This is a genomic window from Kineococcus sp. NPDC059986 (assembly GCF_040702905.1).
In the GTDB taxonomy this organism is placed as follows: Bacteria; Actinomycetota; Actinomycetes; order Actinomycetales; family Kineococcaceae; genus Kineococcus.
Window position 1 is genome coordinate 13,231 of sequence record NZ_JBFBND010000006.1, and the last position, 23,851, is coordinate 37,081.

Below are 23,851 nucleotides of genomic sequence, written 5' to 3' on the forward strand. Positions count from 1 at the left end.
GCGGGTGCCCCGGCGTCGTCTCGCTCGGGCCGGGTCTCAGGCCGTGAAGGAGGAGATGTCCCCGACGTAGCGGGTGTGGTCGGCGGGGACCGGCTCGACGACCGCGAGGGCCACCTCGGCGGCGAACTCGGCGACGTCGTAGAGCTTGCCGGCGGCCTCCTTGCGGGTGGCGAGGGCACCGGGGTTGGACCGCTCGAGCAGGGTGGCGGTGATGGTGCCCTCGATCATGTCGCCGGAGACGACGACGAACTCGACGCCTGCTTCCTCGACGGTGGGGATGAGCGCGCGCAGCGCGTCCTCGCCGGCGCGCTTGCTCCGCGCGACCGGTTCGTACTCCGGCATCGTCGGGGTCGTGTGGATGAAGTGCGCCTGGTGGCTCGTCACGAAGACGATGCGCGACCCGGGCGCCAGCAGCGGCAGGGCGGTCGTCAGGGCGTTGACCTGGGCGTCCCGGTTCAGCTGCATCGCGTAGTCCTCGGCGACGCCCTGCTCCATGCCGCCGGAGGCGTTGAGCACGAGCACGTCGAGCCCGCCGAGCTCGGTCTGCACGCGGTCGAACATCGCCTGGACCGATGCCGGGTCCGTGAGGTCGGCCGCGACCGCCACGGCGGTCGCGCCACCGGCGGTCAGCGTGGCGACGAGCTTGTCCGCGCGGGCCGCCTTGTTCCGGTAGTTCACGACGACGGAGGCGCCCGCCTCGGCGACGTACGTCGCGGTCTGGGCGCCGATGCCGCGGGAGGAACCGGTGATGAGGACGCGCTGGCCGGAGAGGCTGCCGGGGGCGAGGGGGTTGGTCACGGGGGAGGAGCCTAACTGTTCGTCGGACGGTGCTCGGGGTGCGCGAGCGACGGGGCCGCCCACGCAGAAGGGCCCCGAGCCGGTGGCTCGGGGCCCTTCAGGTGGTGCGTCAGCCGTGGGTCGTCTGCGACGTCCCGATGGCCGGGTTGTCAGCCCGGTCGAGCTCGTCGGCGTGCGCCGCGCCGAGCTCGCCGTGGTGGTCGCCGTGCGCCGCGGCCAGCTCGGCCGGGGTCACCGGCTCGACGCGGTCCTCGAAGTAGAACTTCGAGAGGCGGCGCTGGACCTTGCCGATCAGCGTGTCCGGGTTCCCGGCATCGACGCGGTCCTCGATCTCCATCGGACGCAGCGAGTCGTGCTGGACGAGGGTCCAGCGCTCGAGGTCCGTGAGGGGAGCGTGGACCTCGATGAACTCGCCGTGCGGCAGCCGGACGATGCGCCCGGTCTCGCGACCGTGCAGGGCCTTCTCGCGGTCCTTGCGCTGCAGCCCGAGGCAGATGCGCTTGGTGACGACGAAGGCCAGCGCCGGCAACGCGAACACGAGGACGCGCAGCGACCGCGTGATGTCGTTGATCGACAGGCTCATCATGTGGGCGATGATGTCGTTCCCGCCGGAGATCCAGAGCAGGATGTAGAACGTCAGCGCCATGACGCCGAGCCCGGTGCGGGTCGGCTGGTTGCGCGGACGGTCCAGCAGGTGGTGCTCACGACGGTCGCCCGTCGCGGCCTGCTCGATCCACGGGTACAGGATCATCGCGCCCATCGTGAACAGGATCGTCACGGTGGTGGGGATGAAGATGTTCATCGAGAACGTGAAGCCCCACAGGTCGAACTCGAACCACCCCGGCATGAGGCGGACCGCACCGTCGAGCCAGCCCATGTACCAGTCCGGCTGCGAACCGGCGGTCACGGGGGAGGGGTCGTAGGCGCCGTAGGCCCAGATCGCGTTGATCTGCACCAGCGCACCCAGCGCCGCGATGACACCGAAGACGATGAAGAAGAACCCACCGGCCTTCGCCATGTACACGGGGAAGAGCGGGAAGCCCACGACGTTGTCCTCGGTCCGGCCGGGGCCGGGGTACTGGGTGTGCTTGTGCACGACGACCAGCATGAGGTGGACGGCGATGAGGGCCAGGATGACCGCCGGCAGCAGCAGGATGTGGATCGTGAAGAACCGCGGGATGAAGTCGGTCCCGGGGAACTCGCCGCCGAACAGGAAGAAGCTGACGTAGCTGCCGACGACCGGCACGGCCAGGATGATCGCCTGAGCGATGCGGATCCCGGTGCCCGACAGCAGGTCGTCGGGGAGCGAGTAGCCGGTGAAGCCCTCGAACACGGCGAGGATCGCGAGGATCGAGCCGATGACCCAGTTGACCTCGCGCGGCTTGCGGAACGCGCCGGTGAAGAAGACGCGCGCCATGTGGACGATCGTCGCGGCCACGAAGACCAGCGCCGCCCAGTGGTGGACCTGGCGCATGAGCAGACCGCCGCGGATGTCGAACGACAACCGCAGGGAGGACTCGTACGCCTCGGAGACGTGCTGGCCGACCAGGGGGATGTAGTTCCCCATGTAGGTCGTCTCGGCGGCGCTCGGCTCGTAGAAGAACGTCAGGAACGTCCCCGTGAGGAGCAGGATCACGAAGCTGTACAGCGTGATCTCGCCGAGCATGAACGACCAGTGGTCGGGGAAGATCTTGCGGGCGAACCCGTTGACGACCTTGCTCGCGCCGACGGTGTCGTCGGCGAAGTTGGCGACGCCACCCGCCGCCTTGTCGATGGTGCTCATCCGCGCTCCCAGAAGCTCGGGCCCACGGCTTCGTGGAAGCCGCTCGTCGCCACCAGGTATCCCTCGTCGTCCACTGCGATGGGCAGCTGGGGGAGGGGCCGCTTGGCGGGGCCGAAGATCACCTTGCAGTCCTGCGTCAAGTCGAAGGTCGACTGGTGGCAGGGGCACAGCAGGTGGTGGGTCTGCTGTTCGTACAGGGCCACCGGGCAGCCCATGTGGGTGCAGATCTTCGAGTAGGCGACGGTTCCGTCGACGCCCCACTCGTTCTGCTTCGCGCTCAGGAGGTCCTGCTCCAGCCGCATGATCAGCACGGCGGACTTGGCCTTCTCGTTCAGGGGGTGGTCAACCTCTTCGATGCCTTCCGGCAGCACGTGGACGACCGAGCCGAGGGTGACGTCCGCAGCGCGGATGCGCCCGCCCTCGGGGTCCTTGGTGAGGTGGATCCCCGCCTTCCACATCGTGGTGGAGAGGTCGTTGCCCGGCAGCGGCCCGGTGTCGCGGAAGAAGAAGACCGCGGGGATCGGGAAGAGCGCCAGGGCACCGATGAGGGTGTTCCGGATGAGGGGGCGACGGCCGAGGCCGGCCTCGGACGCACCCTCCTTGAGGATGGACACGGCCTCCTCGCGCTCGGCCGTGGTGCCGCGCTGGCGGTGGCGCATGTCGATGCGCTCGTCGTCGGGCATGAGGGTCTTGGCCCAGTGCACGGCGCCGACACCCAGCGCGAACAGGGAGACGAACATCGACAGGCCGATGGCCTTCGTCGACATGCTCACGCGGTCGAAGCTGCCGTCGTACTTGATGGCGATGATCGAGACGATGATCCCGATCGACCCGAGGATCGACAGCACCAGGAAGAAGGCGACCTGACGCTCGGCGCGCTTGGCGGCCGCCGGGTCGGTGTCGCCCATGCGGTGGCGGTGCTCCGGCAGCCCCGGGTTCTCGAAGCGGTCGGGAACGCCGCCCTCGGGCTTGGCCAGGGTGGTCCCCGGCTGCCCGTGCGCCTCGTCGGCGCGTTCGATGTCGCTCATGCTCCCTGCCCGTCCGGTTCCTTCACGTTGCTCTTGGAGGAGGTGCTCATCAGGAGGACTTCATCCCCAGCCAGACCGAGACGCCGATGAGGGCGCCGATGCCCGCGATCCACGCCACGAGGCCCTCGGAGACCGGGCCGAGCGACCCGAGGGTCAGCCCGCCCGGGTCGACGCGGGTGTTCTCGCCGCCGCGGTCGGTCAGCCAGGCGATGATCGCCGTCTTGTCCTCGGGGCTGATGTTGTTGTCGTTGAAGACCGGCATCGACTGCGGCCCGGTCTGCATCGCCTCGTAGATGTGCTTGGCCGAGACGCCCGTCAGGTCCGGGGCGTACTTGCCGGCGGTCAGCGCGCCGCCCTTGCCCTGGGAGTTGTGGCACATGGCGCAGTTCGTCCGGAAGATCGCCGCACCGCGGGCCACCTCCTCGTTCGAGACGCCGCTCGTGTCGAGCTGCTCCTCGGTCGGGATGGCCGGGCCCGGGGCCAGAGAGGCGATGTAGGCCGCCATCTGGTCGATCTGCTCCTGCGAGAAGCGGATCTTGTCGACCTCGGGGGCCTGCGCACCCGACTGGGCCAGCGGCATGCGCCCGGTGCCGACCTGGAAGTCGACCGAGGCCGCGCCCACGCCGATGAGGGAGGGGCCGGGGTTCTTGCCCTCGACCACGCCGCCGCCCTGGGCGTTGATGCCGTGGCAGGTGGAGCAGTTGGCGAGGAAGAGCTTCTTGCCGGTCTCGATGTCGTCGGCCGAGGCCGTCGCGGTGGTCGCCTGGGCCTCGCGGGGAGACAGGGCCGCGTACAGGCCCCCGACGAGGAGCAGCGCCAGCGCGATCAGGACGACGACGGCCATGGGGTGGCGCCGTCGGGAGCTGAGTGCGGTGAGGGTCCTGGTCACGGTGCTGGTGCTCGCTTCCTACGGGGGCGATCGGAACTGCAGGGGAACGTCGTCGAGGTCCTGCTCGTCACTTGAGGACGTAGATGACCGTGAAGAGGCCGATCCACACGACGTCGACGAAGTGCCAGTAGTACGAGATGACGATGGCGCTCGTCGCCTCCTGGTGGCCGAAGCGCTTGGAGGCGTAGGAGCGGCCGATGACCATGAGGAAGGCGATGAGACCGCCGAAGACGTGGATGCCGTGGAAGCCGGTGGCGAGGATGAAGACCGAGCCGTAGGCGTTCGTGGCGATCGTCAGGCCCTTGTGCGCCAGCTCGGCGTACTCGAAGACCTGGCCCACGACGAACAGGGCGCCGAAGATGTAGGTGAGGATGAACCACTCCTGCATGCCCCACTTGGAGAACTGCAGGGGCCCGCCCGTGCGTCGCGGCTGGAAGCGTTCCGCCGCGAAGACGCCGAACTGGCACCAGAACGACGAGATCACGAGGATCGTCGTGTTGACGCTCGAGAACGGGACGTTGAGGAGCTCCGGTCCGGACTCCCACAGCGCCGGTGCCACGGAGCGGATCGTGAAGTACATGGCGAAGAGCCCGGCGAAGAACATCAGCTCGCTGGACAGCCACACGATCACGCCGACCGACACCATGTTGGGTCGGTTCACCGACCCGTGTGCAGGACTCGGGGTACTGCTCTGGACAGCCTGTGCACTCGCCACGGCGCCAATCATGCCCCACCCCTGGCGCGGTTCGCCGCTCGGGGACCGACAACGTGTCGTAGACCACCGTTCCGCCGGGTGGGGGAGGTTCCGCACACGCTGTGCGGAGGTCGTGCGCAGGGTGGTCGAGGTGGCGCGTCCGTGCGGGGGACGGGCCTGTCGGTGAGGCAGACCTCAGTGCCGCATCACGAAAGGGTCTCGATCTGGGGGGTGGTGTGCGTCACGCGTCGCGACGGGGCGGTCGACCCGCCCGTCGGGTGCCGTCAGTAGGGTGCGGAGCGCTGCGGGGACGCCGTGGCGATGACGATCCACCTGCCGACGACCCGCTGGGAGCCGAGGACGCCATGACCACCGCCGCACCCACGTGGGCAGGGCTGCTGACCGAGCTGCTCGCCGGTCACGACCTGACGGCGGCGCAGACCGGCTGGGCCATGGACCAGGTGATGAGCGGTGACGCCGCCGACGCGCAGCTGGCGGGTTTCCTCGTGGCGCTGCGGGCCAAGGGCGAGACGAGCCAGGAGCTCACGGGGTTGGCGGACGCGATGCTCGCCCACGCCCTCCCGCTGTCCGTGCCCGGTCCGATCGTCGACCTCGTGGGCACCGGTGGGGACCGCGCCCACACCGTGAACATCTCGACGATGGGCTCGCTCGTCCTCGCCGGCGCCGGGCACCGCGTCGTCAAGCACGGCAACCGGGCGGCGACGTCGTCCTCGGGGTCCGCGGACGTCCTCGAGGCGCTGGGCGTGCGGCTGGACCTGCCGCCTCGGCGCGTCGGTGAGCTCGCCGTCGAGGTCGGCATCACGTTCTGCTTCGCCCAGGTCTTCCACCCGGCCATGCGGCACGCGGGGCGCGTGCGCGGTGGCCTCGGGGTGCCCACGGCCTTCAACGTCCTGGGGCCCCTCACGAACCCGGCCCGCGCCGGTGCCACCGCCGTCGGGGTCGCCGACCGGCGCGCGGCCCCGCTCGTCGCGGACGTCTTCGCCGGCCGCGGCACGCAGGCCGTGGTGTTCCGCGGCGACGACGGCCTCGACGAGCTGACGAGCACGGGCCCGGCCCGCGTGTGGGTCGTCGACCACGGGAGCGTCACCGAGCTCGCCCTGGACCCCGTCGCCGACCTGGGGCTGGCCCCCACGACGCTGGCCGACCTGCGGGGGGCGGATGCCGCGCACAACGCCGGTGTCGTGCGGGACCTGCTCGCCGGGACCCGCGGCCCCGTCCGCGAGACCGTCGTGCTCAACGCCGCCGCCGCGCTCGTGGCGGCCGGCGTGCGGGCGCCCGGGGGTGCCGGGCTGGCCGAGGGCCTCGTGGCCCACCTCACGGAGGGCATGCGACAGGCCGAGGCGTCGCTGGACTCCGGTGCCGCCGCGGACGTCCTCGACCGCTGGGTGCGCGCCTCCGCCTGACCGTCCCGCGGGGTGCGGGTCAGTCGACGCCGAGGGCGAAGGCGGACTCGAGGTCGTGGCGGGAGTAGGCCCGGAAGGCGATGTTCGTCGTCGTCGACACGACGCCTTCGACTCTGCTGATGCCCCCGGCGATGACGTCCGCGAGGTGCTCGTGCTCGCGGACCCGGACCATGACGACGAGGTCGACGTCCCCGGTCACCGAGTAGACCTCGCTGACCCCGTCGAGCTCGGCCAGGGTCTGGGCGACCTCGGGGATGCGCCGGCCGTCGCAGGCCACGTTGACGATGGCGGTGATCACCCGGGTGAGGCTACCGCCGTCGCCGCCAGCCGGCTCCGCGCCCAGCCCGCCCCGCGCACTGGGCAGGTCCACGGCGAGGCGTCCGCGTCCGGCACGTCCACGAGGCGGACCCCCGGCTGCTCCAGCCAGCCGAGCAGTGCGTCCGTCTCCTCCACGAGCAGCCCCGGGCGACCGGGGGCCGGGGGTGCGACCACCTCGCCCGTGGCGCGCAACGCCTCGATGTGGGGCATGGGGTCGGCGCCGCGGGGGGTGAGGCACGTCCCGGCCAGGCGGCCGTAGCGGATGAGCACGACCTCCCAGCCGCCCGTGGGCCAGCCCGGCGTCGGGGCGCTGCGGCGGGCGGCGACGATCTCGGGACTGGCCGCCACCGGACCGCGGCGCTGGGACCGGTCGGCGGCCTGCAGGAAGGCCTCGAGGCGGTCGCGCGTGCCGGCGGCCTCCTCGTAGCGCTCCTGGGCGGCCAGCGCCTGCAGCCGGCGGTGCCCGTGCTCCACGGTGGCGGCCGCGTCCTCGCGCAGGGCCCGCCGGACCTGGTCGACGACCTCGGCGTAGGACTGCGCGTCCTGGCCCCCGCGGGCCGTGCCGAGGCAGGGCGCCCCGCAGCGGCCGATCTCGGCCAGCACGCACGCCCCGGGCCCGTCGGGGCGTGGGGCGCGGGGAATGCGCCGGGTGCACTGGCGCAGCGGGTGGACGTCGTGCAGGGCCGCGACGGCGAGCTCGGCCGTGCGGGCCGACCGGAACGGCCCGAGGTACTCCGCCCCCTCGGCGGTGTCGTCGCGGACCTGCTTGACGAGGGACAGTCGGGGCCAGGCGTCGGCCGTGAGCTTGACCCACGTGACCTTCTCCGGCGCCTTGGAGCGCCGGTTGTAGGGCGGGGCGTGCTCGGCGATGAGGCGCAGCTCGCGCACCCGCGCCTCCAGCGGCGTCTCGCACACGACGGGCACCACCGTCGTCGCCGCGCGGACCATCTCGGTCATCCGCGGGCGGCTCTCCGAGGCCGTGAAGTACGACCGGACGCGCCGGTGGACGTCCACCGACGTCCCGACGTAGAGGACGCGGCCCGCCGCGTCGCGGAACTGGTAGACACCCGGCGCCGACGGCAGCCCCACGGCCAGGTGCTTCTTGGCCCGCCGGGCCGGGTTGACCGCCGTGGCCGTGAACGCCGCGAGGTCCTCCAGGGAGTGCACGCCCCGGTTGCCGACGCGGGCCAGCAGCGCGTGCAGGACGTCCACCGTCGCGCGGGCGTCGTGCAGCGCCCGGTGGTCCGGGGTGGTCGTCGTGCCGAAGAGGCGCGCCAGCGTGCCCAGCTTGCGGTTGGGCGCCTCGTCGCGGTCGACGAGCTGGCGGGCCAGGACGACGGTGTCGACGACCCGGGGGGACGGCCACGGCCGTCCGGTGAGCGTGCACGCGGCCTTGAGGAAGCTCACGTCGTACGGCGCGTTGTGGGCCACCAGCACGGCCCCCCGCTCGAAACCGGCGAACTCCAGGAAGCTCGGCAGGACCTGCGCCGTCGTCGGCGACCCCGCGACCATCCGGTTGGTGATGCCCGTGAGGACCTGGACGAAGGCGGGGATGGGGGAGGCGGGGCGGACGAGCGTCTGGAACTCGCCCAGCACCTGCCCGCCGCGGACCTTGACCGCCCCGACCTCGGTGATCTCCGCGCCCGACGGCGGGCCGCCGGTCGTCTCGAGGTCGAGGACGACGAAGGTGACGTCCGCCAGCGGCTGTCCGAGGTCTTCGAAGCTGGCCTGGAAGCTCGCGGGTGCGGTGGTGCCGGGCATGGGCCGGACGCTAGGCGAGCGGTCCGACACGACCGCGCCGCGACACGCGGCGGGCCGCTCGTCAGGGGGTCTGGAGGGCGGTGGCCGTGCGGACGACGCGGATCCAGGCGGCCAGGGCGACGCCGAGGACGGCGACCCCCAGGAGCTGGACGGCGCCCGCGGCCGGGCCCACCCCGCTCGTCACCCAGGCGCCGACGTTGCTGACCACCTGGCTCGCCACCCACGTGCCCCACCACAGGGCGAGCGGGGGGCGGGGCAGGCGACCGGGGCGGGCGGCGGCCGAGGCCGTCAGGGCGTCGCGGACGACCTGGAACGGGAACCACCAGGACACGACGGGGACGATCCAGCCCGCCCACGCCCATCCGCGCGAGCGGACGTGGTGGTGGAACGGCGACATCCGCTCGGCGTTGCGGCGCACCCGCAGCAGCCAGACCGAGGTGACGACGAGGGCGGCGAGCCAGCAGAGCGACCCCAGGACGGAGACCTCGGTCGTCGCGTCGAACGCGCTCGTCGGGTCGGCGCCGAAGGCCGTGAGCGCGATGACGAGGTCCGCCGCCGCGGCGACGCCCGACAGCACCAGGACCGCGGTGGCCAGACCGCTGACGGGTTCGAGAGGCCCGGGCGGGGGTGGGGTGAGGACCCAGGGCGCCCCCGGGGCCGGTTGCTGCCACGACGCCTGCTGTTCGTCCACCCTGACCTCCTCCTCGGCGCCCCCGCGGAGCGTCGCGTCACCGCAACCAGCGGGGAGCGTCCACCCGGGCTGTACCGGACATCCGGGGACGGGTGCCGGCAACCCGCTGGCGACCGACTCGATCCGGCTGCCAGGCTCGCGCCATGGCCTCGGACGCGAAGCACGACCTCCACAGCTACCTGCAGGAGGGGCGCGAGGCGGTGCTGTGGAAGCTGGAGGGGCTCGGCGAACGTGACGCGCGCCGGCCGCTGACCCCGACGGGGACGAACCTGCTCGGCCTGGTCAAGCACCTCGCCGGTGTCGAGGCCGGGTACTTCGGGGAGGTCTTCGGGCGCCCGTTCCCGGAGCCGCTGCCGTGGGCCGGTGACGACGCGGAGCCCAACGAGGACCTGTGGGCCACGGTGGCGGAGTCGCGCAGCGACGTCGTCGACCTGTACCGCCGGGTCTGGAGGCACAGCGACGCCACGATCGAGGCACTGGACCTGGACGCCCGTGGCGAGGTGCCCTGGTGGACCAGGACCAGGGTCGTCACCCTGCACCGGATCCTCGTCCACGTGGTGGCGGAGACGCACCGCCACGCCGGGCACGCCGACGTCGTGCGCGAGCTCGTCGACGGCGAGGCCGGGGTCCGGCGGGAGGCGCCGAACCTGCCGGCGGGGGACGTGGCCTGGTGGGCCGCCCACCGCGCGCGCCTGCAAGAGGTCGCGGACGAGGCGGGGCGGGCCGGAGGGCCCACCGCACGCCCCGAGGGGTGAGTGCGGCGTCCTGACCGCTGGCGTGGTGTGATCCGTTGCCCAGAGGACAGGAGCGGCGATGCCCGACGACAGCGTGACGATCGTGGTCCACCGGCCACGAGGCGCGCGGGACCTCCTGCGCGCCTACACCCTCGTGCTCGACGGGGAGGAGGTCGGGCGGATCCGGCAGGGCGGCCGGCTGGAGGTGTCCACGACGCCTGGCCGGCACACGATCCGCGCCACGATCGACTGGTCCGGGTCGCCGGAGGTCGCGTTCACGACTGCGGCGGGCTCCGTCGTGGACGTCGAGGTGCGGGCCAGGTCGGTCCTCACCGGCTTCGTCGACATCCTCAGCCGCGCGGGCTGGGTGGACATCGAGGTCACGGGCGGTGGGGTCGCTGAACCGTCCGGTCGAGGGAGTGACGACGAGGTCGAGCGGTCCTGACGGGACGTCTCCTCATCACCTGGTGACCGGACGGTCGCATGCCCGGTGCTACCCCGGTAGCATCAGGCGTGTGAAGCTCAGCATCAGCCTGTCCGACGCCGACGTCGCCGCCCTCGACGAGCACGTCCGCCAGGCCGGATTGCCGTCTCGGTCCGCGGCGGTGCAGCAGGCCATCCGGGCCCTGGCCCACCAGCAGCTGGAACAGGACTACGCCGCCGCCTGGAAGGACTGGGACGCCTCCGGGGACCGTGAGGTGTGGGAAGGCGCCACCGCTGACGGGCTGCGCTGATGCGCCGTGGGGAAGTCCGCCTGGTCGACTTCGATCCCGTCCGGGGCAGCGAGGCGAACAAGCGCCGGCCCGCGGTCGTCGTCAGCAACGACCGGGCCAACGCGGTCGCCGAACGCCTGGGGCAGGGAGTGGTCACCGTGGTCCCGGTGACCAGCAACACCGCCAGGGTGTTCCCCTTCCAGGTGCTCCTCACCGCCCAGGACACCGGCCTGCACGTGGACTCCAAGGCCCAGGCCGAGCAGGTCCGCGCCGTGTCGGTGGACCGGCTGGGACCGCCGCTGGGGCGGTTGCCCTCGGAAGCGTTGGACGCGCTCGACGACGCCTTGCGGCTGCACCTGGCCCTGTGAGTCCGTCGACGGGGATGACCCTGGCCGTGGGGTGACCGCGTGGTGCGCGCGCACCGCGGATGACCGCGAGGTCGGCACGCGAAACGTGCCGCACCCGGGAAGTGGTGCGTTGCAACCCGTCCCGAGGAGATGAGTGGGTCGGAACGTGCCACTCCAGCGGGCGGTGCCGCCGCGGCCGTCGACATGTCCGTGACCGTGGTCGTGAAGTCGAAGCGGCGCGTGAGCCGCCGACGGCTCGCCCGGTAGCCGCCGCCTCCGAGGCCCTCGAACCCCTGTTCGACCCTCGTGTCGGAGGTGGGTGCTTCAGTGCGGAGCACCGGTCGCGGTGACCGGTCCTGACGAGCTGGAGGTCTCCCGGTGCTCATCGACTGCGACAGCTGCACGGCCCGCCCCCTGGCCTGCTCCGAGTGCGTCGTCTCCGTCCTGCTGGGGGCTCCGGACGCGCGGGTGCTCGACGACGACGAGGTCGGCGCCGTGGAGGTGCTGGCCGCCTCCGGGCTGGTCCCGCCGCTGCGGCTGCGGACGGCTCCGCGGGTGGCGCGCGTCCTCGGCCTCCCCACCCTCCGGCAGGGGGACCCCCAGGTCGACCCGCGGGGCGAGGCCCGGGGCGACCGGCAGGCGGGATGATGAGCCCGTGCCCTCCGGTCCGTCGTTCCCGCGGCGGTCCCTCGTCCTCGCCCCGTTCCTCGCGCCCCTGGCGCTCGCCGCGTGCGGTCCACCGGACACCGCTGATGCCCCGCGGACGCTCGAGAGCGCCCTGGCGGACCGGCGGCGCGCCCTCCTCGCCCGGGACCCCGACGGTGCGGGGGCGCTCCTGCCGGTCGGGGACCGCGCAGCGCAGCGCGCCCGCGACGTCGAAGCCCTCGCCGCGGGGCTGGACGACTGGGCCGTGGAGCTCCCGGCCGGTGGGACGGTCGGGACAGGTGAGGTCGCAGGACTGCTGCGGGTGCGGGTCGCCGGCGAGGGGCGTGCCGTCGCCGCGCCCGTGCGTGCGCGGTGGGACGGTGCCCTGCACCTGGCCGGCGACACGCCCCAGCCGTGGGACCTGTCCGCCCCCGTCTCGGCGCAACGCGTCGCCGGCGGGGTCGTGCTGCACGTCGGGGAGCCGTCGGCCGTGGGCCGGGAGGTCGCGGCCGACCTGGCCGACGCGACCGCTCGTGTCGACGCCGCGTGGGGCACCGGCTGGCCGCGGGGCACGGCCGTCGTCGTCCTGGCCCGGTCCGCCGACGTCAGCCGGATGGCGGGAACGGCCGGCGACCTCGACGCGGTCGCCGTCGGGCTCGACGCCGACCTCGCCGACGGCCGTCCCGCGGGGGTGCGCGTCGTGCTGTCCACCGAGCGGTTCGACGGGCTCACGCCCCTGGGCCGCTCCGTCGTCCTCACCCACGAGCTCGTCCACGTCGCGACCCGCGCCACCCCGCGACCGGCGGGTGCCGTCGTGCCGCGCTGGCTCACCGAGGGCTACGCCGACCACGTGGCCCGGCGGGGGCGGGACGTGTCCGCCTCGGCGCTCGCGACGGCCCTGCTCGACGCCCCGGGGGAGCCGCAGGTCCCCGGCGACGCCGAGTTCACGACCGCCGACGCGGGACGGGTCCAGGTCGCCTACGCGGCCGCCTGGACGCTCGTGACGTCGGCCGCCCGCGTCAGCGGGACGCCCGCGGTCACCGCGTTCGTCCGGGACGTGTGGACGGGCACCCGGCTGGAGGCCGCCTGCACCGCCCGGCTCGGCCGCCCGTTCTCCGACGTCGTCGCCACCTGGCGCCGGGACGTCGCGTCCGACCTGGTGGGGTGGGTGCCGTGAGCACCCTCGTCGTCACCAACGACTTCCCGCCGCGCACCGGCGGCATCGAGTCGTTCGTCCACGCGGTGGTCCGGCGGCTGCCGGAGCACGGGGGCGGTCCCGTCGTCGTCCACACGGCCCGCCAGCGCGGGGACGCCGGCACCGACGCGGCGCTCGCCGCCGCGGGGATCACCGTGGTGCGCGACCCGTCCCCGCTCATGGTCCCCACCCCCGGCATCGTCCGGCGCGTCCAGCGCACGGCACGCGCGCACGGCGCCGACCGCGCCTGGTTCGGGGCCGCCGCGCCGCTGGGTCTCATGGCCCCCGCCCTGCGCGCCGCCGGGGTCGAGCGCACGGTCGCCACGACCCACGGGCACGAGGTGTGGTGGGCGAGCCTGCCGGGGTCGCGCACGGCGCTGCGCCGGATCGGGGAGGGCAACGACACGGTCACGTACCTGGGGGACTGGTGCCGCTCGCAGGTGCAGCGCCCGCTCACGTCGGCGGCCCGCTCCCGCATGCGCCGGCTGACGCCCGGCGTCGACACGGACGTCTTCCGCCCGGACCCGCTGGCCCGGCGGGCGGTGCGGGACCGGTACGGCCTGGGGGAGCGTCCCGTCGTCGTGTGCGTCTCCAGGCTCGTGGCCCGCAAGGGGCAGGACGTCCTCGTCCGGGCCCTGCCCGCCCTTCGGCAGCGGGTGCCGGACGCGGCGCTGCTCCTCGTCGGGGACGGGCCCCACCGGTCCGCCGTCGAACGGCTCGCCGACCGCGCGGGCGTCCGCGAGCACGTCGTCCTCACCGGGGCGGTGCCGTGGGACGAGGCCCCGGCCTACTACGCGGCCGGTGACGTCTTCTGCATGCCGACCCGGACCCGCCTCGGCGGCCTGGAACCGGAGGCGCTGGGCATCTGCTACCTCGAAGCGGCCGCGTGCGGTCTGCCCGTCGTGGCGGGGGACTCCGGCGGCGCCCCCGACGCGGTCCGCGCGGGCGTGAACGGCGTCGTCGTGGACGGCCGGGACGTCGCCGCCGTCGCGCGCGAGGTGGGTGACCTGCTCACCGACCCGGTGCGGTCGACGGCGTACGGCGACGCCGGCCGCGCGTGGGTCAGCCGGCGCTGGAGCTGGGAGGAGCAGACGCGGCGGCTGGCCGACCTGCTGGCCGGGGTCGACGTCCCGGCCGACCCCGCCGGACCGTCCCGGTGAGGCGACCGCCGCGGGTCTCCCCGGCCGAGGCGGCGACCGCCAGCAGCAGCAGCGCGCCCACCAGCCAGAACTGGTTGTAGAAGGCCTGCTTGTTGACGAGGTTCGCGGCGAACAGGACCGCGGCGCACCACGTCAGCAGCCCGGCGAGCCCCACGGGGTGCCGGCGCAGCGTCACGACGGCCGCCACCAGCACACCGAGGACGACGACCCCGACGACCGGCAGCGGCAGCTGCACGCCCGTCTCGTTGAGCACCAGCGTGTAGAGGGTGTCGGCGAAGCGCAGGGGCGGCAGGCCCAGCATCGTGCGGACGGTGTCGTGCCAGAACACCCCGAGGTCGGCGAGGATCCACGGGGCCATGAGCACTCCCGCGCCCCCGGTCGCGACGAGCGCGCGGCGCCACCCGAACCGCGGCCACACCGCCAGCAGCGGCAGCAGCGCCACGACGTGCTGCTTGCTGGCCAGGGCGACGGCGAGCGGGACGACCGCCCACCAGGAGCGCTCGGCCCGGACGAGCCACGCCCACAGCGCCAGACCCACGAGCACGGTCGGTTCGGTCCACGCCTGCTCGATGAGCGTGCTGGACCCCGGGGCGAGCAGGAGGAGCGCCGCCGCGGCGACCGCCCCGCGCCGCCAGCGACCGACCGCCGCCACCGCGAGCGCGCTGACGACGACGAGCGCGAGCATCGCCCAGCGCACGTCGCCGGCGATCCACCGACCCGGTGCCGAGAGCACCGCCGTCCACGGCAGGTACGCGAAGGCGTCGGAGATGCCGGGGGAGCCCACCCACTGCCGGCCGTAGACCGACTCACCGCGGGCGGTGGCGTCCGCGGCCTGCTGCAGGATCACCCAGACGTCGATGTGCGGCGCTGGGTCGCCCACGACGACGAACGCCCCGCTGACCGCCGCGCCGACGAGCGCGACGCCACCGGCCAGGACGCGGGAGGCGCCCCGTCCCGGCAGCAGCAGCCCGGCCGCGGCGATGGAGGCCACGCCCAGGGTCAGCTGGACGCCGGACAGGGCCCGGGCGTCGAGGTAGGAGAAGGGCGTCAGCGTCAGGTGGACCAGACCCACGACCGCGAGCACGGCCGAGGGCACCCAGGAGCCCGTCCGGGGCGCGTCGCGGTCGGCGTCGTCGCGGGCCCTCCACGCCAGCGCGACGACGACACCCGCGGCGAGGACGTACCCGACGACGATCCACCACCGGTACCGCACGACGCTGTGGGTGGCCAGCGCCATCAGCGCCGTCCACGCCGCGAGCGCGGCCGCGTCCCGGCGGGTCACCCGAAGTTCCGGCTGGTCACGAGCTGTAGAGCGCCTCGACCTCGTCGGCGAGGTCGCGCAGGACCTCGTTCCGCTTCACCTTCATCGACGGGGTGAGGTAGCCGTTCTCGACCGTGAAGTCCTCGCCGAGGACGCGGAACTTCCGGATGGACTCGGCGCGGCTCACCGCCTCGTTGGCCTTGTCGACGGCGGCCTGCAGGGCTGCCTGCACATCGGCGTCGGCGCGGGCGGAGGTCAGGTCGAGCCCCGGCTTGCCGTGGTTGGCCCCCCACGACGGCAGGGCCTCCTCGTCGAGGGTCAGCAGGCAGCCGACGTAGTGGCGCTGGTCGCCGACGACGACGGCCTGGGAGATGAGCGGGTGGGCGCGCAGCCGGTCCTCCAGCGCCGCCGGCACGACGTTCTTGCCGTTGGCGGTGACGATGATCTCCTTCTTGCGCCCCGTGATGCGCAGCAGGCCGTCGTCGTCGAACGACCCGAGGTCGCCCGTGCGGAACCAGCCGTCGTCGAAGGCCGCGGCCGTCTCCTCCGGGCGGCCGCGGTACTCGGTGAAGACGCCGATGCCCCGCGCCTCGACCTCCCCGTCGGCGGCCAGCCGCACGTCGGTGCCGGGCAGCGGCGGACCGACGGTCCCGATCCGCAACCGCGACGGGCGGTTCACGGTGAGCGGGGCGGTCGTCTCCGTGAGGCCGTAGCCCTCGAGGACGACGAGCCCGGCGCCGCGGAAGAAGTGCGCCAGGTGCTCGCCCATCGGGGCGCCGCCGGAGACGGCGTACTCGACGCGGCCGCCCAGGAGCGCGCGCAGCTTGGAGTACACGAGGCGGTCGAAGAGGAGGTGCCGGACCCGCAGCGCGGGGGAGGGTCCGCCGCTCTCGAGGGAGCGCGACCAGGCGTCCGCCGTCGCCGCGGCCTGCTCGAAGATCCGGGCCCGCAGCTTCCCGCCGGCGGCGGCCTTCTGCTCGGCGCCGTTGTAGACCTTCTGGAACACGCGCGGCACGGCGAGGATGAACGTCGGCCGGAACCCGCCGAGGTCGGGCAGCAGGTCCTTGGCGTCGGGAGTGTGCCCCATGCGGATGCGGCAGACGAGGCACAGCGCCTGGATGTACCGGGCGAAGACGTGCGCCAGCGGGATGAAGAGCAGGGTCGCGGCGTCCGGCCGGCGCAGGACCTCGGGGATCGCGGCCTCGGCGTTGCGGGACAGGTCGAGGAAGTTGCCGTGGGTGAGCACGCAGCCCTTGGGGCGGCCGGTGGTCCCGGAGGTGTAGATGACGGTCATCGGGTCGCCCGGCCCGGCCACCGCGCGGGCGCGGTCCACCTCGGCGTCGGGCACCTCGCGGCCGGCGGCGCGCAGCTCCTCCAGCCCGCCCGCCTCCTGGGTCCAGACGTCCCGCAGCACCGGCAGCCGGTCGCGCACGGAGGCGATCCGGGCCGCGTTGGCGCCGGTCTCCACGAAGCACGCCACGGCGCCGGAGTCGGACAGGATCCACTCGACCTGGTCCGGCGAGCTCGTCTCGTAGACGGGCACCGTGACCGCGCCGGCGAACCAGCCTGCGACGTCGACGAGGGTCCACTCGTAGCTCGTGCGGGCCATGATCCCGACCCTGTCGCCCGGCGTGATCCCGGCCGCGATCAGCCCCTTCGCCACCGCCATGACGTCGCCGAGGAACTCGGCCGCCGTCACGTCCCGCCAGCTGCCGTCGGCCTGCTTGCGGCTCGCCGAGACGTGTCCCGGGTCCTCGCGCGCCGTCTCGACGACGCAGTCCGTCATGTTGCCTGTCGTGGCAGGGGGGACGAGCGGGGGCTCGCTGCTGCTCGGCACGGTGGTTCCTCCCAGGTCGGCCTCGCCACTCTGCGAGGTCTCAGGTCGCGCGGTGTTCGTGCGTGGTCGTGCGGTCGTCGAGCGTCGGGGCCAGGACCCGACGGGTGGCTGCGACCCTACCGGCGGGCCACGAGCTGCCCCCCGGCGCGCCGCGCAGTCCCACGTTCGGCCCAACGTCCGCGGGCGTCCGTGGTTCCCGCACCGGGGGCGGGACGACTCAAGGTGACTCTGCGTCGTGCCGATCACGCCGGGTGTGAGCCAGGACTCCCGCGCGCCGCAGCCCACCTCCTTCCTCGACGCGCTGCACCCCGCCACGGACGACGCCGAGCTCGGGTGGGCCCCTCGGCGCGGCCCGCGGCACGCCACGACGACGTCGGCCGCCTTCGGACAGGTCGAGGTCGGACCGCCCGTGAGCCGGATCCCGGTGGCCGGACCCGAGGCGGAACCCGCGCCCCCCGTCCCGCCCGCGGCCCCGGCCGCCGCACCGGAGCGGTGCCCCTCCTGCGGGGCGCGCACCCGCCCCGAGGAGACGTGGTGCTCCCTGTGCCACACCTCGCTGCTGCCCACCGCCGCTCCCGTCCCCGAGCCCGCCCTCCCCGCAGCTCCCGCCGCCTCCACGGCTCCCGCGGCCGCGCGGGTCGTGGAGGGCGACGACGGCCAGCTCGCCCTGGACCTCGGCGAGCCCGAACCGCCCGCCCTCGACCAGGCCGAGGTCGACCGCATGCTCGGTGCGCTGTCCCGCGAGGGCGGTGGCGGGCTGCGCGGGTTGGGCAGCCGCCGCGCCAAGGTCCTCGTCGCCGCCGGGGGCGCGGCCGGCCTGACGGCGCTCCTGCTGGGCGGGATGGCCGTCCTCGGGTCGGTCCTGGGCTGACGCGACCGGGGGCGGGGCGCGCTCCCGGCACCCGGTAGCCTCGGGCGGGCCCCGCGTCTGCGTGGCCGCCCTGCGCCGCGGGGCCGACGTCGCAGGGAGAACCGCACCGGCATGGTCGAGCTGGCAGCCCAGAACCCCGTCCCCCACCCGGTGCAGAACGCGGTCGGTGTCGACATCGGCGGGACGAAGATCGCGGCCGGGGTGGTCGACCACCGCGGTGAGATCCTCGTCCAGACCCGGCGCGAGACCCCCGCCTCCCACCCCGCCGCCATCGCGGACGCCGTGGCCGACGCCGTCGCCGAACTGCGCACCACCCACGTCTTCGGACCCGTGGGCGTCGCGGCCGCCGGGTTCGTCGACGCCGCCCGCCGGCAGGTCGTCTTCGCGCCGAACCTCGCCTGGCGCGACGAACCGCTCGCCGACCACCTCGAGGCCCGCATCGACGCGCCCGTCGTGGTCGAGAACGACGCCAACGCCGCGGCCTGGGCCGAGTACCGCTTCGGCGGCGGCCTCGACGAGCACGGCAACGCCGTCGACGACCTCGTCATGCTGACCCTCGGGACTGGCCTGGGCGGCGGGATCATCACCGGCGGGGTCCTGCAGCGCGGCGCCAACGGGGCCGCGGCCGAACTCGGCCACGTGCGTGCCGTCCCCGGCGGCCGCGCCTGCGGGTGCGGGAACTCCGGGTGCTGGGAGCAGTACGTGGCCGGCAACGCGCTCGTGCGCGACGCCCGCGACCTGCTGCGCTCCGGCGACCCGGACGGCGGGCCCCTGCTGGCGGCCGTCGGCGGCGACCCGGCGGCCGTCACCGGTCCGGTCGTGACCCAGCTCGCCCAGGCGGGGGACTCCGGCTGCGCCCGGCTGCTCGCCGACGTCGGCCGCTGGCTCGGCGAGGCCGTCGCGAGCTTCGTCGCCATGCTCGACCCCGAGGTCGTCGTCATCGGCGGCGGCGTGTCGAGCGCCGGTGACCTCCTCCTGGGCCCGGCGCGGGTCAGTCTGGCCGAGAACCTGTCCGGCCGGACCCACCGCGCCCCGCCGCCGCTGCGCACCGCCACCAAGGGCAACGACGCCGGGATCATCGGCGCCGCCGACCTCGCGCGCGTCTGAGCCCGGAGCACCCCACGACCCCCGACCCGGGAGACCGCATGGCCGTTCCTCGCGCACCCCGCACCCCGCGACCCCGCCGTGCGCCCGACCCGCGGCGGGTGGCGCTGCAGCAGCGGCTGCGGCAGCAGACGCGCCGCGTCTTCATCGGTGACGGTCCCGCCGTGGGGGTGGACATCGGCGGCACCAAGGTCGCCGCGGGTGTCGTCGACGGCGAGGGCCGCGTCGTCATGCAGCTGCGCCGCGAGACGCCGACGACGAGCCCGCAGGGTGTCGAGGACACCATCGCCGAGGTCGTCGAGGAGCTCGCCGCCCACCACGACATCGTCTCCGTCGGGATCGGGGCCGCGGGGTTCGTCGACGCCGAGCGCGCCAACGTCCTCTTCGCCCCGCACCTGGCGTGGCGCAACGAGCCGCTGCGCGAAGCCGTCGAGCGGCGGGTGCGGACGCGGCTGGGCCGGCGCGTGGGCCGGCGCACCGTCGTGGAGAACGACGCCAACGCCGCCGCCTGGGCCGAGTACCGCTTCGGTGCTGGCCGGGGGGAGTCCCGCCTCGTCTGCGTGACGATGGGCACCGGCATCGGCGGCGGGATCGTGACGCAGGGACGGGTCGTGCGCGGCCGGTACGGCATCGCCGGCGAGTTCGGGCACATGATCGTCGTCCCCGGCGGGCACCGCTGCGAGTGCGGGAACCGGGGCTGCTGGGAGCAGTACGCCTCCGGCAACGCGCTCGTGCGCGAGGCGCGGGAGCTGGCCCGGTCCAACTCGCCCGTGGCCCACCACCTCCTCGACCTCGCCGGGGGCAACCCCGAGGCCATCAGCGGCCCCATGGTCACCGACGCCGCCCGCGCCGGGGACCCCGCGGCCGTCGAGCTCTTCGAGGACGTCGGACGCTGGCTCGGGATCGGCGTCGCCAACCTGGCGGCCGCGTTCGACCCCGGGACGGTCGTCATCGGCGGCGGGGTCTCCGACGCCGACGAGCTGCTGCTCGGCCCGTGCCGGGACGCCTACCGCCGCACCCTCACCGGCCGCGGGTTCCGGCCCGAGCTGACCATCGCGCGCGCCAGCCTGGGGCCCGCAGCGGGACTCGTGGGGGCCGCGGACCTCTCGCGCGGCTGGGGGTGAGCCTGCCCGCGGCCGGGCGGACGGCCTCGTTGCGGGTCGCGACCTTCAACGTCCGCGAGCTGCTGGACGACACGGTCGCCGTCCGCGAGGTGCTGCGCGAGGTGGCCCCCGACGTCGTGTGCCTGCAGGAGGTGCCCACGCACGTCCTGGCCCGGCACCGCCTCGGCGTCCTGGCCGCCGACACCGGGCTCTGGGTCGCCGCGTCCGGCCCGGCGGGTGCGGGGACGGCCGTCCTGACCTCGACACGCGTCGACGTCCGCGCCGCCGGGGTGCGGGCCCTGCCCACCCCGCGCCGCCGCGGGTGGAAGGCCGTCCGCCGGCGCGGCACGGCCGAGGCCGTCGTCCGGGTGCCGCTGGAGCAGGGGTGGTCGGCGGAGGTCCTCGTGCGCAGCGTCCACCTCGGGCTCGACGCGGGGGAGCGGTACGAGCACCTGTCCCGGCTCACGCCGGGCTGTGCCGTCGACGCGGCGTTCGGACCCTGGCGCGACGCCCCCACCGTCCTCGGCGGCGACCTCAACGAGGAGCCCGGCGGACCCGTGCACCAGCGGCTCTGCACCGTGCTCGTCGACGTGGCGGCGGCCGCGGGCTCGACCGAGCCGACCTTCCCGGCGCGCGCGCCGCGGCGCCGGCTGGACCTGCTGCTCGCCGACCGTCAGCTCAGCGTCGTCGCGGTCCACGTCCCCACCGCGCACCCGGGGGCGAGCGACCACCTGCCCGTCGTCGCCGACCTGGTCGTCCCCGCCGGTCCGAGCTGAGGGCTCAGACGACGGCCCCGTCGTCATCGTCGTCGTCGCGGCTGCTGGGCAGCCGGATGACGAGGGTCGCGAACCCGGCCACGAAGACGGCCGCGGTGATCGCCGTCATGAGCTGGGGGACGTCGTTCCAGCCCAGCGCGACGACGAGCAGGAACAGGGGTGCGCCGACGACGGCGGTCCAGGCCGCCCAGCCCACGAGGTCGCGCGGCAGGGGGGCGGGATCGGCCGGGACGAAGGTCTCCTCGCCCAACGCGCGCAACTCGGCCGGTTCGTCGTCGCGCTGGCGCGGGGTGGCGAACCACTCCGGGGACGGGACGTCCTCGCGCGGGGGCGGCGGCAGCGGGGTCGCGGGCCGCACGAGGCGGCTGCGGTCCTCCGCGTCGGCGGCCTCCTCCGGGGCGCGGTGCCGGGGCCCGCGGGCGCCGAGGTCACCGACCTCGTCGTCCGCCTCGTCCCGCTCGCCGTCGGTGACTTCGCCGGTCTCCGGTGCGGTGTCGGCCGTGCCGGCGGCGGTCGCGTCCGTCGTCGTGGACCCGTCCTCGGGGGAGTCCCGGCGGGCGTCGGCGGTCCGGTCCGGTGCCGTGACGTCGTCCCCCCAGTGCGCGACGATCTCGGCGAACGCCGCGTCGACGTCGAGGGGGCCGGAGCCGTCGTCCGGGGTGCGGGACACGCGTTCATCGTGTCACGCCGGGCCCGGACCGGTCGAGGTCGACGCGGTCTCGACGTGTGGTGGGAGTGCTCACAGGTAGCGTTCCGGAGGTGCCTCGGTTCCCGGTCCTGTACTGGCCGATCAAGCTGTTCGTCGCCGAACCGCTGGTCACCGCCGTCTTCCGGCCGTGGGTGCGCGGGCTGGAGCACGTCCCGGCGTCCGGACCGGCGATCCTCGCCAGCAACCACCTGTCCGCCGCGGACACCGTGCTGCTGCCGACCGTGGTGGACCGGCGTGTCACGTTCATCGCCAAGGCCGACCTGTTCCGGGGTGGCGGCGTCAAGGGGAGGCTGACGGCGGGCCTCATGCACGGCATCGGGCAGCTTCCGGTGGACCGCTCCGGCGGCCGCGCCTCGTCGGCCGCGATCGACAGCGCCGTCGGTGTCCTGCGGGACGGGGAGCTGTTCGGCATCTACCCCGAGGGCACCCGGTCGCCGGACGGGCGCCTGTACCGGGGCCGCACGGGGGTCGCCCGCATCGCGCTGGCCTCGGGGGCGCCCGTGCTGCCCGTGGCGATGGTCGGCACCGAGGACCTGCTACCGACCGGGCGCAAGCTGCCCAAGGTGCGCCGCGTGGGCGTCGTCATCGGCGCCCCGCTGGACTTCTCCCGCTACGCCGGCCGCGCCGACGACCAGCTCGTCGTCCGGTCCGTCACCGACGAGGTGATGGCGGCCATCCAGGCGCTCTCGCACCAGGAGTACGTCGACGCCTACGCCGAGCGCAGCCGGCTGCGCACGGAGCTGTCGCAGCGGACCGGGGTCCCGGAGCCGACGACGCCGTCGTCCGGGGGGCCGGGTGGGCGCGCCGCCCCGACGGGTCCGGCACCCCGTCCCGACGACCCGGGCGAGAGGAGCCGCGACGCGCCGGGCGGGGGCGACGCGCCCCGGTGATCGCGCGGTGGCAGAGTGCTGCCGTCGAGGGTCGTCCAAGGGTGTGGCACGTCGGCGAGGGCGCCGGGGAGTGGAGTCCAGGATGCGGGTCGGGATCCTCACCGGGGGCGGCGACTGCCCCGGTCTGAACGCGGTGGTGCGGGCGGCGGTCCTCGCCGGCACGCAACGGCACGGCATGGAGTTCGTCGGGTTCCTCGACGGCTGGCGAGGGGTGCTCGACGGCGAGACCGTCCCCCTCGACGAGGCCACCGTGCGACCGCTGCTGACGGTCGGCGGGACGGTGCTCGGGTCCTCGCGGACCAACCCGCTCAAGGACGGGCTGGAGCAGGGCGTCGCGCGCGTCCGCGAGCAGCTGGCGGCGCAGGGCGTCGACGCGCTGCTGGCCATCGGCGGGGAGGACACGCTCGGCGTGGCCACCGCGCTGCACGAGGCGGGCATCCCCGTCGTGGGGGCGCCGAAGACCATCGACGACGACCTGTCGGCGACCGACGCGACCTTCGGCTTCGACACCGCCGTCCAGACCGCCGTCGACGCCTGCGACCGCCTGCGCACCACCGGTGCAAGCCACCACCGCGCGATGATCGTCGAGGTGATGGGCCGGCACGCCGGTTGGATCGCCCTGCACACCGGCATGGCAGCGGGGGCGCACGTGACGCTGCTGCCCGAGGAGGAGATCGACCTCGACGCCGTCGGAGCGACCGTCCGCGAGGTCCTGGCCCGGGGTGAGGCGCCCCTCCTCGTCGTCAGCGAGGGCGCCAAGGTGCACGGCGCCGAGGCGGTGAAGAACGCCCCGCGGGACGCGTTCGGGCACGTCCAGCTCGGCGGCGCGGGTGACGCGCTGGAGCACGAGGTCGTCGCCCGGGTGCCCGGGCTGTCGACCCGCGTCACGGTCCTGGGCCACCTCCTGCGCGGCGGGACGCCGTCGGCGGCCGACCGGATCCTCGCCACCCGGTTCGGCCTGAGCGCGATCGAGGCGCTCGCGGCGGGGGACCTGGGGACCATGGCCTCGCTGCGCGGGGTGGACGTGGTGCAGGTCCCGCTCGCCGACGCGACCGGCGTCCTGCGAACGGTTCCCGAGAGCCGGCGGGCCGAGACCGCAGGGCTGCGCTGGTGAACTCCG

General features: G+C 74.5%; 25 protein-coding genes. 14 read left to right on the forward strand and 11 right to left on the reverse strand.

Annotated features, from left to right (window positions below):
- Nucleotides 1–36: 36 nt before the first annotated feature.
- The 5 genes from AB0637_RS06590 to AB0637_RS06610 all read right to left on the reverse strand — a co-directional run bounded on the left by AB0637_RS06590 (nucleotide 37) and on the right by AB0637_RS06610 (nucleotide 5,225).
- Nucleotides 37–798: an SDR family oxidoreductase gene (locus tag AB0637_RS06590; RefSeq protein ID WP_366170558.1), complete on the reverse strand. Its 762-nt coding sequence runs from the start codon at nucleotides 796–798 to the stop codon at nucleotides 37–39.
- A gap of 109 nt (nucleotides 799–907) precedes the next feature.
- Nucleotides 908–2,581: a ubiquinol-cytochrome c reductase cytochrome b subunit gene (locus tag AB0637_RS06595; protein WP_366170560.1), complete on the reverse strand. Its 1,674-nt coding sequence runs from the start codon at nucleotides 2,579–2,581 to the stop codon at nucleotides 908–910.
- Nucleotides 2,578–3,609 (reverse strand): Rieske 2Fe-2S domain-containing protein, encoded by a 1,032-nt coding sequence (locus AB0637_RS06600; protein ID WP_366170562.1) that lies wholly within the window; start codon nucleotides 3,607–3,609, stop codon nucleotides 2,578–2,580. Before AB0637_RS06600 ends, AB0637_RS06595 begins: the two co-directional genes overlap by 4 nt.
- A 49-nt stretch (nucleotides 3,610–3,658) precedes the next feature.
- Entirely contained in the window at nucleotides 3,659–4,453 is a 795-nt protein-coding gene (locus AB0637_RS06605; RefSeq protein WP_366170805.1) for a cytochrome c, read from the reverse strand.
- 112 nt (nucleotides 4,454–4,565) lie between these two features.
- Complete coding sequence (locus AB0637_RS06610) at nucleotides 4,566–5,225, reverse strand: heme-copper oxidase subunit III (RefSeq protein ID WP_366170564.1); 660 nt, start codon at nucleotides 5,223–5,225, stop codon at nucleotides 4,566–4,568.
- 332 nt (nucleotides 5,226–5,557) lie between these two features.
- On the opposite strand from AB0637_RS06610, the gene trpD reads away from it, so the two are divergent.
- Nucleotides 5,558–6,616 (forward strand): anthranilate phosphoribosyltransferase, encoded by a 1,059-nt coding sequence (gene trpD, locus AB0637_RS06615; protein WP_366170566.1) that lies wholly within the window; start codon nucleotides 5,558–5,560, stop codon nucleotides 6,614–6,616.
- A gap of 19 nt (nucleotides 6,617–6,635) precedes the next feature.
- Here trpD and AB0637_RS06620 read toward each other — a convergent pair whose 3' ends face one another.
- The 3 genes from AB0637_RS06620 to AB0637_RS06630 all read right to left on the reverse strand — a co-directional run bounded on the left by AB0637_RS06620 (nucleotide 6,636) and on the right by AB0637_RS06630 (nucleotide 9,386).
- Entirely contained in the window at nucleotides 6,636–6,914 is a 279-nt protein-coding gene (locus tag AB0637_RS06620; protein WP_366170568.1) for an Lrp/AsnC ligand binding domain-containing protein, read from the reverse strand.
- On the reverse strand, nucleotides 6,911–8,695 hold the full coding sequence (locus AB0637_RS06625) for a DEDD exonuclease domain-containing protein (protein WP_366170570.1): 1,785 nt from the start codon (nucleotides 8,693–8,695) through the stop codon (nucleotides 6,911–6,913). The genes AB0637_RS06620 and AB0637_RS06625 overlap by 4 nt, the downstream gene beginning before the upstream one ends.
- A gap of 61 nt (nucleotides 8,696–8,756) precedes the next feature.
- Nucleotides 8,757–9,386 (reverse strand): DUF4328 domain-containing protein, encoded by a 630-nt coding sequence (locus tag AB0637_RS06630; RefSeq protein ID WP_366170572.1) that lies wholly within the window; start codon nucleotides 9,384–9,386, stop codon nucleotides 8,757–8,759.
- A gap of 143 nt (nucleotides 9,387–9,529) precedes the next feature.
- Between AB0637_RS06630 and AB0637_RS06635 the strand changes: the two genes are divergently transcribed.
- The 7 genes from AB0637_RS06635 (at nucleotide 9,530) to AB0637_RS06665 (ending at nucleotide 14,180) form a co-directional block, all read left to right on the forward strand.
- Nucleotides 9,530–10,141 (forward strand): DinB family protein, encoded by a 612-nt coding sequence (locus tag AB0637_RS06635; protein WP_366170574.1) that lies wholly within the window; start codon nucleotides 9,530–9,532, stop codon nucleotides 10,139–10,141.
- Between the two features lie 58 nt (nucleotides 10,142–10,199).
- Entirely contained in the window at nucleotides 10,200–10,565 is a 366-nt protein-coding gene (locus AB0637_RS06640; RefSeq protein ID WP_366170576.1) for a hypothetical protein, read from the forward strand.
- A gap of 70 nt (nucleotides 10,566–10,635) precedes the next feature.
- A complete protein-coding gene (locus tag AB0637_RS06645; RefSeq protein ID WP_366170578.1) occupies nucleotides 10,636–10,854 on the forward strand; it encodes a ribbon-helix-helix domain-containing protein in 219 nt (72 codons plus the stop codon).
- Nucleotides 10,851–11,201, forward strand: a complete 351-nt coding sequence (locus AB0637_RS06650) for a type II toxin-antitoxin system PemK/MazF family toxin (protein ID WP_366170807.1) — start codon at nucleotides 10,851–10,853, stop codon at nucleotides 11,199–11,201. The genes AB0637_RS06645 and AB0637_RS06650 overlap by 4 nt, the downstream gene beginning before the upstream one ends.
- 357 nt (nucleotides 11,202–11,558) lie before the next feature.
- Entirely contained in the window at nucleotides 11,559–11,828 is a 270-nt protein-coding gene (locus AB0637_RS06655; protein ID WP_366170580.1) for a hypothetical protein, read from the forward strand.
- 7 nt (nucleotides 11,829–11,835) lie between these two features.
- Nucleotides 11,836–13,002: a hypothetical protein gene (locus tag AB0637_RS06660; RefSeq protein ID WP_366170582.1), complete on the forward strand. Its 1,167-nt coding sequence runs from the start codon at nucleotides 11,836–11,838 to the stop codon at nucleotides 13,000–13,002.
- Nucleotides 12,999–14,180, forward strand: coding sequence for a glycosyltransferase family 4 protein (locus tag AB0637_RS06665; protein WP_366170584.1), 1,182 nt, complete (start codon nucleotides 12,999–13,001; stop codon nucleotides 14,178–14,180). The genes AB0637_RS06660 and AB0637_RS06665 overlap by 4 nt, the downstream gene beginning before the upstream one ends.
- On the opposite strand, the gene AB0637_RS06670 is transcribed toward AB0637_RS06665, so the two are convergent.
- The gene (locus AB0637_RS06670) at nucleotides 14,083–15,462 is read right to left on the reverse strand and encodes a hypothetical protein (protein ID WP_366170586.1); all 1,380 of its coding nucleotides are present in this window, start codon (nucleotides 15,460–15,462) and stop codon (nucleotides 14,083–14,085) included. The two genes, AB0637_RS06665 and AB0637_RS06670, sit on opposite strands and share 98 nt — an antisense overlap.
- Before the next feature lie 16 nt (nucleotides 15,463–15,478).
- Nucleotides 15,479–17,278, reverse strand: coding sequence for a long-chain fatty acid--CoA ligase (locus tag AB0637_RS06675; RefSeq protein ID WP_366170588.1), 1,800 nt, complete (start codon nucleotides 17,276–17,278; stop codon nucleotides 15,479–15,481).
- A 235-nt stretch (nucleotides 17,279–17,513) separates the two neighbouring features.
- Between AB0637_RS06675 and AB0637_RS06680 the strand changes: the two genes are divergently transcribed.
- From AB0637_RS06680 to AB0637_RS06695, 4 genes are all read left to right on the forward strand, one after another.
- Nucleotides 17,514–18,149 (forward strand): hypothetical protein, encoded by a 636-nt coding sequence (locus tag AB0637_RS06680; protein ID WP_366170590.1) that lies wholly within the window; start codon nucleotides 17,514–17,516, stop codon nucleotides 18,147–18,149.
- A 111-nt stretch (nucleotides 18,150–18,260) separates the two neighbouring features.
- Entirely contained in the window at nucleotides 18,261–19,256 is a 996-nt protein-coding gene (locus AB0637_RS06685) for an ROK family glucokinase (protein ID WP_366170592.1), read from the forward strand.
- Nucleotides 19,257–19,294: 38 nt separating this feature from the next.
- Nucleotides 19,295–20,377, forward strand: coding sequence for an ROK family glucokinase (locus AB0637_RS06690; RefSeq protein WP_366170594.1), 1,083 nt, complete (start codon nucleotides 19,295–19,297; stop codon nucleotides 20,375–20,377).
- The gene (locus tag AB0637_RS06695) at nucleotides 20,374–21,132 is read left to right on the forward strand and encodes an endonuclease/exonuclease/phosphatase family protein (RefSeq protein ID WP_366170596.1); all 759 of its coding nucleotides are present in this window, start codon (nucleotides 20,374–20,376) and stop codon (nucleotides 21,130–21,132) included. Before AB0637_RS06690 ends, AB0637_RS06695 begins: the two co-directional genes overlap by 4 nt.
- 4 nt (nucleotides 21,133–21,136) lie before the next feature.
- On the opposite strand, the gene AB0637_RS06700 is transcribed toward AB0637_RS06695, so the two are convergent.
- Entirely contained in the window at nucleotides 21,137–21,802 is a 666-nt protein-coding gene (locus tag AB0637_RS06700; RefSeq protein WP_366170598.1) for a hypothetical protein, read from the reverse strand.
- Between the two features lie 89 nt (nucleotides 21,803–21,891).
- On the opposite strand from AB0637_RS06700, the gene AB0637_RS06705 reads away from it, so the two are divergent.
- Nucleotides 21,892–22,731 carry a lysophospholipid acyltransferase family protein gene (locus AB0637_RS06705; protein ID WP_366170600.1) on the forward strand — a complete coding sequence of 280 codons (840 nt, stop codon included), beginning with the start codon at nucleotides 21,892–21,894 and terminating at the stop codon, nucleotides 22,729–22,731.
- An 82-nt stretch (nucleotides 22,732–22,813) separates the two neighbouring features.
- A complete protein-coding gene (locus AB0637_RS06710) occupies nucleotides 22,814–23,845 on the forward strand; it encodes an ATP-dependent 6-phosphofructokinase (protein WP_366170602.1) in 1,032 nt (343 codons plus the stop codon).
- The last annotated feature ends 6 nt before the right edge of the window (nucleotides 23,846–23,851 follow it).